Below are 14,410 nucleotides of genomic sequence, written 5' to 3'. Positions count from 1 at the left end.
CTATGAAACGCATTATTGCGCTGTCAGCAAGCCTAGGTTTTGGATTAATGTTCAACTCCGTTGTAACTGCTGCTGTGCCTACGTTAGAAATTGTTGGAGCCAGTGGAAATACCTCGACAACTGGTCCTAGTACCGTTGCACAAACTAATACGTATTTATTTAATGCTGATAACCCGACGGCAAATACTTTTAGTCAAAATTATTTCCCGAAGACGAACGTTACTTACTCTTTAGAAAATCAACAATATACAAATGGATTGGTTTTTGGGGGGACAAACTCATCAACTATTTTTATTCCTTTAAGTGGTCAGGGTAGTCCAATTAGTTCTGATTTCACCTCGAGTCGTTTAAATCCTAGTATGGGGACGGGTATTGATGCTGACCTCAACTATGGTTCACGTATTTTGCTTCAAGCGAGTGTTTTAGGAAGCTCAAATGGAAGTAATACATCATCAAGAAACGGTGGGTTAGGTTATTATTTCGGTGATGTTGTGGTGACATTTAACCGTGATGTAAAAAATCCAGTTATTAATCTCTCAGGTATTGGTGGGGTTGCTGTTAGTTCGGGTGGGAATACGGCATTTGGTATTACCACGAATTTTGTATTAACCAATCCTCCAAGCGGAACGACAATCAGGCGTTTATCGGGTCGTAATTTAAGTGTTAATGGATTTAACATCACCAACTCGGCTTCATTATACGGCGCGACTACTGGTGGAAATAATAATTCAAACCACAATGCTACTGGAGCAAATGGTGGGGCCAGTGGTAGTGTCCAAGTTGAAAATAGCAATAGTATAAGAACTTTAAGATTTAAAGTTTATATTGCGTCTGACTACACTGGGAATAGTACATTAGGCTGGAGTTCGGATTCTGGAGATGCATTTGTATTTAGTGCGGCCAGCGTTGACTCTATGGTTGGTGATTTGGTAGTTTCAAAAACCAATAATACTACTCAAGTGTATTCGGGCAGTACAACCACTTATACAGTACGTGTCACTAATAATGGTCCAGATACTTATACAGGAACATTACTTAAGGATGTCGTTGGGACAGGATTAACCGCTACAGCCGTTGCTTGTAGTATGGCTGCAGGCAATAAATGTACCACAGCTCCAGCTTTAAATAGTTTAGCTTCTGTTGATACAGGAAGCTTGGCTTCTGGCGAATTTTACGAAATTTTAGTCACAGCACGTGTAGATGCTGCGGCAGGCAGCACGGTAACGAACACTGCTACGGTGGATGTGCCAACTTTGGGCTCATCTACAGGGGCAAGTTGTACAACTTTAAATAGTGGTGGCATCACCCGTTCATTTAACTCAACCACAGGTGCATGTACGACAGCAGACCAAGATACTGTGCTTGCTTCCGCTGATCTAGAAGTCTCAAAAACATCAGATAAAACAAGCTATGATGTAGGCGATGTTGTGAAATACACCATTAAAGCTTGGAATAATGGTGCTGCTGGTGTTACAGATGCAGTGCTGGCTGATAATGTTCCAAATAATATTGCCAGTTTATATTGGTCATGTAAAAGTTATGGAACGGCTGTTTGCCCAAGTAGCGTAGCGAATGGTACTGAAACAAATAGTTTGAGTGCAAATGGACTAACTTTACCTGCAAATGGTAAAGATGTGAATTATCTAGAATTCACAGTTACAGGTTTAGCTTATAAAAGTGGTTCCGTAACCAATATGGCTTCGGTGACAACAGCAACTTTCGAGAATAACTTAACCAATAATTCTTCCTCGGTAGATATTATTATTAATTCAAACTCACCGATTACCGGCGGTAGTTCACAAAACCAATGTTTATCTGGGCAATCGGCTAATTTGGTTTCAGATACCGCTTTTAGAGCCTATTTGGTCGATAATGCGAGCACTGCTTATGATAATGCTTTAAAAACGGCAGGGGCTAACCCGACTATTGTGCCAAATTCAGTCATGTATGGTACGGGCGCAAATGGTGCATTGCAGTTAAAAGGACGTGTAAATTGGTCAAATGGTAGCCCTAAAACAAGTACCAGTGGGGCAACTTTAAAAATTATGGTCGATGGTGTTGTCTATGCCACGCTTGTCACGCCTGCGAAAAGTTCAAATACTCGAGCTTCATTTACGGCGTTTAATGGTGCGCAAGTGGACACTACGGATTATGCGATTGGATCGTATGGTACTGACCCAGTGGCTATCAATTTTACGATTACTTTGCCTACAACAGTAACAATGGCCAAAATAGTACGGAGCGAATTCCAAAATGTTCGGCCAAATACCAGCACTTATGTGGGGGATGATATTGGAATTGGGTTTAATGAACTTAATGTTTGTCTTAAGCCGACTTTTGAAATGAATAAAGTGTCTGAAAATGGCACAGACAGCTTCAACTTCAGCTCTTTTGCAAACTTGAGCAATGCCAATGCCGAAACCATTACCAGTGGTGAAGTGGTGACGACTGTAATAGGGGCTGCACAATCAGTTCGTTTAAAGAAAAGTACATCACCTGTCGAGCAAGGCTCATTATTGGCTTATGCAACACCAAACACGGCAATTAGTTTTACTGAGTCAACATCAACTTTATATTCACTTAAAAGTATTGAGTGTACAGATACCAATGCCGCAGTTTCAGGAAATAGTGCTGCCAATTTGGGTGGCGTCAATGGTTTGACCCAAACTATACCTGCAGCGAATGTGAAATTTGCCGCCAAACTTGTTTGTCGTGTGACCAACAGTAAAAAAGCAGGCTATGTGTTTTCAGGGCGGGTGTTTAACGATAATAGTGGTACAACCTCGGATATTTCCAAGGCGTATAACGCAATTGTAGATGCTGGTGAATTGGGAATTGCGGGTAGTACGGTGGAATTACAAGATTGTAGTACTAAGGCTGTTTTGGCCGCTACAACCAGCAATGCAAATGGTGATTTTAAAATACAGACCTTAGATGATGTGTTTGCTGGGCGCAGTAATGTTTGTTTGGTACAACGGAATTTGACAGGTTTTGATTCGGTCAGTTCTGCGAAAGCCAGTGGTGTGACGGCGACAGCCGACACTGGTAATGATTTCTTTACCATTCCTAAAGCTGCAAATGTGACCAGCTATGAGGGTTTCTTGTTTGGTGATGCCGAGTTACAGTTACTCTTAACGCAAAATGGACAGAAAACCATTGTGGCAGGAGATGTAGTGGATTATCCACATGAGCTCAGTGCGAAAAGTGTGATGAATGTGCTGAATTTAACGGAAAGCAAAGAGCAACAGCCTGCAAACAATCAGCCTTGGCAGAGTTTGGTTTATGTCGATAGCAACTGTAATGCGCAGTTGGATCAAGGTGAAAGTTTACTTTCGAGTCGTGTATTAAAAGCCAATGAAAAAATTTGTTTGATTCAGCGAGTAAATTCACCTACCACGGCACAAGGTGGTGATCGCTTTATTGCGAGCTTCAAGGTCAATGGCAAGGCGACTTATAGTACTGCGACGACCAAGGAAAGTAATAGTGTGAATGATATTACAACGATTGGTACAGCAGATTTAAACATGAGTAAACTGGTGCGAAAAACATCTGCATGTCCTGCACCGAGCAATGATTCAACGCCGTTTACTGTAACCAACCAAGCGGCTAAGGGGGATTATTTGGAATATCAAATCACCTATACCAATAATTCAAATAAAAACTTGGTTGATATTGTGCTTAAAGATAGTGTTCCATTAGGAACGGTTTATGGAACCATGTCGTGTAGCGCTTCAGGGTGTCAAACTCAAGAAAGTTCAGGACAATTAAAATGGACAATTCCAGGTGTACTGGCGCCTAAGCAAAAAGGGCAAGTGGGGTTCTGCGTAAGGATTCCAAACTAGTTGTGATTTGAGAGAAATAAAAAAGGTCGGTCCTTATATGGGATCGACCTTTTTTCATTAAATGTGCGAAGTAAACCCTTGAGTCTATTGCTTGAACCCGCCAGATGCATTGATCTTAGGCCAAATATAAATAATGAAAACATATACTTAATACGAGCTGATTGCTTAATTTTGTCTTAAAAAGTGTTCAATAAAGAGCATGAGCTTTACATTGTTTATTTGTGTAAATTCACAGTTTTCGTAAAAAGTAATGATAAACAGTCATTTATTTTCAGTATTGTAAACTTATATAAATAAATTAAAAAATCAAGAGTGAACCAGTTAACATTTTTTTTATAAAATGTATGGTGATACGTTTGTTTTTTGTTTAATATTGCTTTGAGCTTTGTGGCATTAATTTTTTTTAATGTGATTGATGTCGCAAATATGTGCATTGGTATGCAATGGATAAAATCATGTTGAACAAAAGAACTACGCTGAAAAAATTGATGATGGGTTTAATGCTTGCTGGGGGGGCTGCTCATGGGATGGCTGCCGCTACGACATCAAATGAACCTGTATCTATTCAGTTGAAAGCATTCAAAAAAGTTGTAGACAGTAAGGGGAATGCACAGTTTAAAGCTGCAGACTCAATCAAGCCTCAAGATGTTATCGAGTATCGTGCGACTTATACCAACAACACGACACACAGCATTAAAAGCCTAAAAGCAACCTTGCCAATTCCAGCAGATACGCAATATTTAGGCAACAGTCTACCTTCAGGTGCACTTGCGAGTACCGATGGCGTTAACTTTGCTGCGATGCCATTAAAGAAAAAAGTAGATGGAAAACTCGTCAATGTTCCACTCAAAGAGTACCGCGCTTTACAGTGGCAAATTATGGAATTACCTGCCAAGAAAACAGTCACTGTTAGTGCACAAGCCAAAGTAAACGCATCAAACGATTAATTTCTAAATTTTTATACACGTCATTTTGATGGGGTCGGGGGACTCTTATGCCTATGAATTTAAAGACGACAAAGCGAAATAGCCTTTATGTGTCGATTGCGACAGTTTTAGGGGGCTTTGCTTTTTTCGCGACAGGTGCACATGCAGCAGCACCAGCAGCGGGGACAAACATTAGTAACATTGCAACAGCATCGTATGTAGATGGTACATCTACGACACGTACTGTAACGTCAAATGAAGTCAAAACGACTGTTTTACAAGTGGGTAGCTTCACACTCGAGCAAAACCGTACAGCAACTGCCAACCCGAATGGCGTAGTGACTTTATCGCACGTCTTGACCAATACGGGTAACGGAACGGATGAGTTCACACTGAATTTAGCCAATGTGGCTGGGGATAATTTTGATTTCTCCAACATTGCGGTTTACTTAGATGCAAATAAAGATGGTGTACCAGATAACGGTACGAATTTAGCGGGTCAAAAAGTGACCTTAAATGCTGGTGAGTCAGTAGGCTTGGTTGTGGTGGGTACAACAGCTGCAACAGCAGCAGCGGGTAATTCTGGTCAATTAGAACTTTCTGCGGCAAGTAGTTACATTACAGTCCTAGCGGACAAAACCAAAGTGAATACTGACACCGTAACGATTGTTACTGGTGCAGTCATTCAAGTGACGAAGTCTGCCAATGTAACTGCAGTTGCACGTGGCGATACAGTGACTTATGAATTAACTTATAAAAATACGGGTAATGCCGATGCAGCCAACCTAACCATTGAAGATCTTTTACCTTCAGGTGTAACTTATGTTGCAGGTTCAGCGCGTTGGAGCGGTCAGACAGCGGCATTGACCGATGCGACTGGTGATGAAGCAGCGGCAGCAGCGAAATATGAGTTTACCAATGGTAAAGTGCAGTTAGTACTGGCATCAGTACCACGTAACAGTACGGGTAAATTGACCTTCCAAGTGACTGTCAACACCACTGCGCCAGCAGGTAAAATTACTAACATCGCAACATTTGACCCAGATGGCCCAGGTACAGAGACATCTCAACCAACCAACCCATATGATGTGACAGTTCAGTCTACATATACGGGTACCATCAACGATAATGCAAGCGATACGTATTCGGATGCACAAAAAGTTATTGGTAATACGGCTAAAGATGACTTAATTACCACAACAGCGGTACAAGGTTCTCCAGTTTTATTTGGTGCGTCGAGCTCTACAGAAGATATCTGGATTCACAACCTTGGTAATGTCGCTGAAACTTATAACATTACCGTGAATAAATCTGCACTACCTGCAGGCTCTATTGTTGAGTTATTAAAGTCGGATGGTAATACTCCATTAACGGATACCAATGGTGATGCAAGCGTAGACAGTGGTCCGTTGGCTTCTGGTGGTCATCTTGAAATTTCAGCACGTATTACCTTGCCAAATGGTTATACAGGTCCAATTACGGCACCTGGATTAGATACGATCTTAACCATTACGCCTGTTCATGCTCCAGCATCTTCAGATACTGTGACATTACGTATTACTGATATTACGACATCAAAAGTCGATTTAAGTAACGGTAAAGGTAATAAAAACTATACGGAAGATGATACAGGTTTAACTGGTGAGGGTGCATACGTTTCTGATAATGTCGTCACTACGGTAACAACTAAACCTGGCGTTGCAGCTACGTTCCCAATCGCTGTAACAAATCATGGTTCAACATCGGATAACTATAACTTTGGTACTGAACAAGTATTACCATCAGGTTGGACGGTTGAATACTTCGTTGCTGATTCAAGTGGTGTATGTTCAGCGACTAAAGTGACCAATACAGGTGCAATTCAGCCAAATACCACAGCGTATTTCTGTGCCAAGGTCACTCCATCTACAGATGCGACACCTGCGAATAGCCAAGATATCGTCTTCACAATTAACTCGCCTGCAACAGGCTTAACAGACAAGATGAAAGATCACTTGACTGTAGAAGCTGTGCGTGGACTTTCATTCTTGGCCGATCAACAAGGTCAGGTTGCACCGGGTGGTACGATTGTGTACAAGCACACTTTAACCAACAACGGTAACGTTGTAGAGGGTGTAGCTGGCGGTAGTACACTTCCATTCACCATTACCCATGACCCATCGAATACTGGATTTGTTACCTCTGTTTATGTAGATAAAAACAATGACGGTATTGCTGATGCAAACGAATTGGTGACAACGTCTGACTTGAACGCATGGTTAACTGCAACCAATGGTGCTGATGGTCTTTCTCCAAAAGAAAGTATTAACATCTTGGTTAAAGTTGAAGCACCAAGTAATGCAACAGCGGGTCAAGCCGATCTATCGATTGTGACAGTTACACCGACGGGTGCATTAAATGGTACGGCGGCTCCTGCTGCGATTACCGTAACGGACAAAACTACAGTAAACATTGGTCAAGTTCGTTTGGAAAAAATGCAAGCTCTTGATGCAGCATGTGATGGGACGCCAGACGGTAGCTTTGGAACATCTACACTTCAAGCTAAACCAGGTGCTTGTATCATTTACCAAATTAAAGCGGTCAATGATGGTAATCAGGCGGTAACGAAAGTTGAAATTACCGATGCGGTACCAAGTTACACCACTCTAGGTTCGTCGCCTGCGGCTGCACTAGATCCAGTATCAAAAGGTACTGTGACCAATACAGCAAACAACTTGAAGTCATCTCAATTTGATTTGGCACCGTCTGAAACGGTGACGATGAAGTTCAGCGTTAAAGTTGATGCTCAATAATTAAGTCAAAACATTAATAACTATTCATGTGGATAGGCATCACTTTAATGCCTATCCCTTTAAACCTGCTTTTGCTCGGTATTGGGGTATTTTCGTGATTAAACGAGTTCAGCCGCTACAGAATCATAAGATCAAGCTTATTTTTTCAAGCTTAGCTACGGCTATGGCATTGGTAAATCATGCTTATGCTGTGATGCCTGCTGCTGGGCAAAATATTACCAATACGGCTTATGCAAGTTTTGTACAAACCGATGGCCAGATTGGCCAATCGGTTTCAAATACTGTTCAAGTTACGATTACACCTAAATATGTGATTAGCCTCACTTCACCAACACGATTAGAAATTGATGCGGGTGCGAAAGTGATTTGGCTGAATACGTTGACCAATCATAGTAATGCGCCTGCTGATATTGTGATTAATAAAAGCACTGTTCCCGAATTATCGAATATTAAAATTTATGTCGATAGTAATCAAAATGGTGAATTTGATCGTTCAGATTTGCTGGTTACAGGACATTTAAGTTTACAGGCTGGGCAAAAAGTTGATTTATGGGTGGTCGCAGACTCTTCTATATCACTAAATGATAGCCAGCAAGTAGACTTGCCACTCCAAGCATATGTTGTGCAAGACCCCACTGCTATTGCAGATGCAGTGAATGCTTTAATTAGTTTCTTGCCGCAACTCACAGCAACAAAATCGGTTGATAAAACCAGTTTTGAACCACAAGTCGGTCAGTCTTATGACTTGACCTATAACTTGAGTGTAAAAAATAGTTCAACGCGTAATTCTGGTCTGCAAACCATTGAGGTTGATGGTGAGACCATGAAGGCTGTGGTTTTATTGGATGAAATACCTGCCAATACTATCTTTAAATCGGCTAAACCGACCAATTCTAAAGCGCTGGTTTTATATCCGTTAGGACAAGATAAATTTACCCGCCAGATTCCAGCGGATAAATCTTTAATCAATACGTTGGTGGTGGCATACCCGCAAGCTTTGGCTGCAAATAGCACTGAAGCGGTTGAGCTGGTTGTGACCATGAATCCAAATGTGAGTCATACCTCAATTTCAAACGTGTTCAGTGTAGAACACGGTGTGTTATCCAATCTGAAAAAAACAGTCTCTAATGAGGTGACGACAAGCGTTGGTGGTAGTGCTTCGATTACCAATAACAGCAAAAACTATTCGAATATTTTAGCAACGGGCAGTTTAAATCAACCGTTGTATATTGCTGCAAATAGTGCGATGTGTAATGCCTCACGTAGTAATGTCGACAAAGTAAAAATTAAAGTTCAGTCGACGTTGACTGGTGATGTTGAATATGTACAGGGTGTTGAAACAGGTTCAAATACTGGCATATTCCGCTTCACTCTAGCAACACAAGAAGCGGGTCCCATTCACCTGAATGACCAAATTTTACAGACCGTCAAACGTGATCAGGTGATTGTGTCTTTGACAGATTGTTTAGATCAAAGTGGTAATTCTTCCGCGACTGTTAAGGATATTGATACTACGGTATTGATCGATCCATACGGCGTTGTTTTTGATGCTAAGACCAATTTACCCGTTGCAGGTGCGACGGTAACTTTGTTGGATGACAAAGGTAATCCAGCTGAAAATGTAGCTTATAAATTGGATGAAACCACAGGTGAAAAGGTGGCAATTCCAGCAAAACAGCGAACCAATAGCAAAGGTGAATTTGTTTATCCTTTTGTTGAAAATGGAACTTATCGACTTGATATTGATACTTCAACGATTGAGAGTTCTACCAATTATAAATTTACCAGTGACAAGACTATTTATAATAATTTTGCTGATCGTATCGTTGATAGCTCTTGGTCTTATGGGGGGAACTTCACTTTAAAGACAGGTGACGCTGCGCTCAATATCGATATTCCGATTGACCCTGTTGATATTTCTGTTCCCAGCAATGACAAATTGATCATTAAAAAAGAAGTGGTCGGAACAAATACTGCTGAAATTGGTGATTTTAAAGATTACCAAATTACGGTGGCAAATATGGGAAATTCGACCCTCTATAATGTCAATATGAAAGATACTTTGCCTCGTGGTTTTATTTATGTATCTGGCAGTACTCGTGTTAATGGGCAAAAAAATGCAGATCCTGAAGGTGGAAAGGGACCTTATTTGACGCTCGGTTTGGGAACATTGACGCCTAAACAAGAAGCCAAAGTTCAATACCGTGTCTATATTGGTCCTAATGCATTGAATGGGGATGGTATTAACCGTGTTTATGCGCAGGACAATAAAAATACAGTTTCGAACGAAGCACAGGCTGCAGTAAAAGTTACACCCGGCGTATTTAGTCCAGATGGCTTTATTGTTGGTAAAGTCTTTAGTGATTGTAACCGTAATGGCGTTCAAGATGTCGGAGAACGCGGTGTACCGGGCGTCCGTATCTATATGGAAGATGGTAGCTTTGTGGTGACGGATCGTGAAGGGAAATACAACTTCTACGGCATTCGACCAATGACCCATGTGCTTAAAATCGATAATACAACTTTACCGAATAATGCAGAATTGGTGCTGATTAATAACCGTCAAGCCGGTGACCCAGCCAGCCGTTTTGTAGATTTAAAACGTGGCGAGTTACATCGTGCAGACTTCGCGATTACCGATTCTTCAGGGGAATGCACTCAAGCCTTGGCAGAACAAATTGAAGACCGCCGTAGTAAAATTGATGCACAACTGGATGCATTAGAGCAAACCTTACGTCAAGATTTAACAGTTGACCCACTTAGCAATTCAGTTTCAGATGTACAAGGTCAACCTGCAAGTGGATGTATTAGTGCAGCAGGCGCTTCAGCCAATTGTAATATTGAATATAAAAAAGATCAGATTAAAGACGTCAAAACAGTTCAAATTGAACCAGTAAAAGCTCCTGTAGTTTTAGATTTAGAGCAAGAGCTTGAGCGTTCTGAATCGAATCAACTGGCAATTTTAAATTTGAAAGAGCAGCAAATTTTGCCTACACCTCAAGCCACAATTCAGGTTAAAGGTGGTTTAGGCACAGACATTCGTTTATTTGTAAATGATGAGCAAGTATCAGAAAAGCGCATTGGTAAAAAAGCAGCCTATCAAGAGCACGGAACAGCGGGTTTAGATTTTATTGGGGTGCCACTCGCTGCGGGGAAAAATACCATTGCAGTTCGTCAGTACGATAGCTTTGGTAATTTACGTGATCAGCAACAAGTCACAGTGATTGCACCAGATGCGATGAGTCAACTGACCATGCAGCCTGTTGAACAAGCCGTTTATGCCAATGGTAAAGATATTTATCAGGTGGTGGTTAAGGTGTTGGATCAGCATGGGACACCTGTTGCGACTCGTACTCCTATTACACTCGAATCATCTATAGGCATGATTCAACTCAAAGACCTTGATCCAGATAAACCAGGCGTACAGGTTTTTGCAGAAGGCGGGTCTTTGGTGGTGCCAGTACTTGCACCTTTGGAAGCTGGGTCGGGTGTATTACGTGTCCGTAGTGGCATATACGAACAAACTGTGCCTGTGCGCTTTTTGGCAGAACTTCGTCCAATGTTGGTTGCGGGGATTATTGAAGGTTCTTTTGCGCTCAATAAGTTCGATCCTAAAAATTTGTCTCAAACCTCGACTCAAGATGGTTTTGAAGAAGAGCTGAATGATTTGTCGAGTTCAGGTGATGGTGAAACCGCCATTCGTGGTCGTGCAGCTTTATTCTTAAAAGGCAAAGTGCGTGGCGATTATTTACTGACTTTGGCATATGACTCAAGCAAAGAAAATAATCAACGTCTATTCCGTGATATTCGTCCAGATGAATATTACCCAGTGTATGGCGATGCCTCTGCCAAAGGTTTTGACGCACAATCGACCAGTAAACTTTATGTTCGTGTCGATAAAGGCCGTTCTTATGCCATGTATGGTGACTACGTCACACGTACCGAAAATGATGAAGGACTTTCTTTAGGTCAGTATAGCCGTTCGTTAACAGGTTTAAAGTCGGTGGTTGAAGGTGATCGCTTTCAAGTCGCGAGCTTTGCTGCACGTACCAATACCACTCAAGTGGTGAATGAACTTCGTGCAATGGGTGTTTCAGGTCCTTATGCCTTGGGCATGGACAGCAATGACATGCTTCAAAATAGTGAAAAAGTGGAAGTGATTGTGCGTGACCGTAACAATCCTGGTTTAATTATTTCACAACGCACTTTAACCCGTTTTAGCGACTATGAAATTGATACCTATACCAACAGTATTTATTTAACTTCACCGTTAAGTAGCATTGATGAAAATCTAAATCCAGTCTACTTAAGAATCACTATTGAGACTGATCAAGGTGGTAAAGAATATACCGTGGCGGGGGTCAATGGTCGTTACAAATTGAATGATAAAGTGACCGTCGGCGGTTCTTATATTCAAAATGATGATCCGATTGATCAGGAAAAAATTGCCAGTGCCAATACGGTTATTCGCTGGAATGATCAAGCCAAACTGGTTGCGGAATACGCTTATTCTGATCATGACTTAATGACTTTGGATCAGCTAACCGATGTGAATGCCTCGACGGCTGCAACTACCTCGGGGGATGGTTCTGCAGCACGTGTAGAACTAGACTATAAAAAAGACAATGTCGATGTACGTGCCTATCATCAGCAGGCAGATGTGGGCTTCCGTAATGCAGCATCTTCAATCAGTTCGGGACGTAAAGAAACGGCTGTAAAACTGAATGCACGCTTAGATGAGTTGGGGGTATTGCGTATTGAAGCTGTGCGTACAGAAGATATTGCCAATGCAGGGGTACGTAACGGGATCAGTGCTTCAATTGAAAAAGCCATTAACCGTATCGTCAGCTTGGAACTGGGTGTTCGTTATTACAATGAGTCATTGAATGCTGCCAGTGCATCCACGCAAAGCGTTGAAACACCTTATGATGGAACCACAGTTCGTGCCAAATTGAAAACGGCATTACCATTTGATGGTTCAAGTGCATTTATTGAATATGAACAAGATGTCGCTGACAGTGATCGACGTGTCTTTGCTGTGGGTGGTGACGCTCAGGTTTATAAAAATATTCATGCTTATGCACGTCATGAATTTATCTCAAGTATTGGCGGTTTATACGAACTCAATGACACGCAAAAACGTAATACCACGGTATTTGGCGTAGACAGTCAATATATGCGAGATGGTTCAGTCTTTAGTGAATATCGTGTACGTGATGGTTTGAGCGCACGTGAAGCAGAAGCGGCGATGGGGGTACGTAATCGTTGGCAATTAAAAGAAGGTTTATTCTTTAATACCAGTTTTGAGAAAGTGAAAGTTTTTGAAGGTGAAAACAAAGACTCATTAGAATCTACCGCAGCGACTTTAGGTTTTGAGCATTTATCTAACCCTCGTTGGAAGAATGTAGCACGTATTGAAGGGCGTTGGTCAAATCAAAGCGATAGTTATTTAAATACGTTGGGAACAGCCTATAAGTATTCTGATGAAGTCACCTTCTTGGCAAAAAACGTTTTAAATTTAACAGATAATAAATCTGCCGATTCAGGTGATCGTTTAATTAACCGCTTCCAGATTGGTGCAGCTTATCGTGATTTAGAAACCAACAAATTTGATTCTCTCAGTAAAATTGAGTACCGCTACGAAAAGAATGAGACCACTTTAAGTGATCCGTATGAGCGTAATGCTTACATTATGTCGCATCATTTAAATTATCATCCGGCGCGTGATGTACATGTGTCTGGTCAGTATGCCGTGAAATATTTAGAAGAAACTTACGACCTATTGCAAAGCAGTGGTATGACGCAAATGCTGAATACGCGCTTCATGTATGACATTAATGAGCGTTGGGATGCTGGGGTAAATGCTGGCGTCATGTGGAACAGCGTTTCAGATGGCACCAAGCTAATGGCTGGGGTTGAAGTGGGCTATCTTTTGGCGGCCAACCTTTGGGTTTCTGGTGGATATAACTTTGTTGGTTATGAAGATAAAGATTTAACCGATGGCGATACCACAATGGATGGTGCTTATTTCCGTTTCCGCTTTAAATTTGATGAGAACCTTTTTAATCAAAACAAGGCAAGCGTGAATAAAGCTTTGGAGCCTAAATTATGAAATTTTTAGGATTAAAAGCCTTCCTGTTGGCTGGGCTGCTTAGCCCTGCGCTTTATGCTAACCCCGAGACCCATCAATTCGCATATATATCGTCGCATCAACAGACGCAGTCAAAAATACGCGAGGTACTTGAGCAGAGTACTGATGTAAAAGAAAAATACCAACTGGAAAAAGCGCAAACATGGCTTAGTTATGCAGATCAGTTATATAGTGAAAAGAGCAAGCCCAAAAACTTAGAAATGGTTTATCAGCAAGTGCTGAAGATCACCAATACCGACAACAGAGTGCAGCTTACAACTCAAACGCCAATTTTACCTTTTGCTCAGGTGATGCGTCGAGATTTGTGGGCTCGTATAGAAAGCATTAAAGTTCATGCGGGTTTTCAGTGTGCTTATAAAGAACTTGCTCAGGCAGAGGTAAAATTGGTTTGGGCCGCAGCCGAATATTGCCAATTAGGTTGGCATCATTCGCGCGAGATTTTTGCTTCGGCAGAGCGCTTGGTTGATCAGGCGGGATATCTAGCACAGCATTGTGAAAATGATCGCTATCTAGATCAGGCTTTTAGTCCTGTAAAAATGGCTACAGCGGAACAATTAAATGGTTCAACAGGTTGTTAGGGAGTCAATCTAGCCTATTGGACTTTTACTCCGAATCAATAGTTTAAGCATCATTTACTTTTATTGAGATTTAAAAAAATAACCCTGAATGTAAATATTTCAGGGTTATTTTTATTGCACC

Annotated in this window: 5 protein-coding genes; all 5 read left to right on the top strand. The window is 41.4% G+C overall.

Annotation, left to right across the window (positions count from 1 at the left end):
• Positions 1-2 precede the first annotated feature (2 nt).
• The 5 genes from I593_RS03515 to I593_RS19720 all read left to right on the top strand — a co-directional run bounded on the left by I593_RS03515 (position 3) and on the right by I593_RS19720 (position 14,289).
• Positions 3-3,842, top strand: coding sequence for a DUF11 domain-containing protein (locus tag I593_RS03515; RefSeq protein WP_016166191.1), 3,840 nt, complete (start codon positions 3-5; stop codon positions 3,840-3,842).
• 455 nt (positions 3,843-4,297) lie between these two features.
• The gene (locus I593_RS03510) at positions 4,298-4,789 is read left to right on the top strand and encodes a hypothetical protein (protein WP_016166190.1); all 492 of its coding nucleotides are present in this window, start codon (positions 4,298-4,300) and stop codon (positions 4,787-4,789) included.
• A gap of 47 nt (positions 4,790-4,836) precedes the next feature.
• Complete coding sequence (locus I593_RS03505) at positions 4,837-7,560, top strand: DUF7507 domain-containing protein (RefSeq protein ID WP_016166189.1); 2,724 nt, start codon at positions 4,837-4,839, stop codon at positions 7,558-7,560.
• Positions 7,561-7,654: 94 nt separating this feature from the next.
• Positions 7,655-13,672, top strand: coding sequence for an SdrD B-like domain-containing protein (locus tag I593_RS03500; protein ID WP_026441016.1), 6,018 nt, complete (start codon positions 7,655-7,657; stop codon positions 13,670-13,672).
• The gene (locus I593_RS19720) at positions 13,669-14,289 is read left to right on the top strand and encodes a hypothetical protein (protein WP_016166187.1); all 621 of its coding nucleotides are present in this window, start codon (positions 13,669-13,671) and stop codon (positions 14,287-14,289) included. The genes I593_RS03500 and I593_RS19720 overlap by 4 nt, the downstream gene beginning before the upstream one ends.
• Positions 14,290-14,410: the final 121 nt, after the last annotated feature.

The organism is Acinetobacter tandoii DSM 14970 = CIP 107469 (assembly GCF_000400735.1).
GTDB lineage: Bacteria > Pseudomonadota > Gammaproteobacteria > Pseudomonadales > Moraxellaceae > Acinetobacter > Acinetobacter tandoii.
The sequence above is the reverse complement of the archived record's forward strand: the minus strand, read 5'-3'. Positions and strand labels throughout refer to the sequence as shown.

Bases quoted from the DNA above. Each gene is read 5' to 3' on its own strand.
- I593_RS03510 (WP_016166190.1), top strand. From the start codon at position 4,298: ATGTTGAACAAAAGAACTACGCTGAAAAAATTGATGATGGGTTTAATG.
- I593_RS03505 (WP_016166189.1), top strand. From the start codon at position 4,837: ATGCCTATGAATTTAAAGACGACAAAGCGAAATAGCCTTTATGTGTCG.
- I593_RS19720 (WP_016166187.1), top strand. From the start codon at position 13,669: ATGAAATTTTTAGGATTAAAAGCCTTCCTGTTGGCTGGGCTGCTTAGC.
- I593_RS03515 (WP_016166191.1), top strand. From the start codon at position 3: ATGAAACGCATTATTGCGCTGTCAGCAAGCCTAGGTTTTGGATTAATG.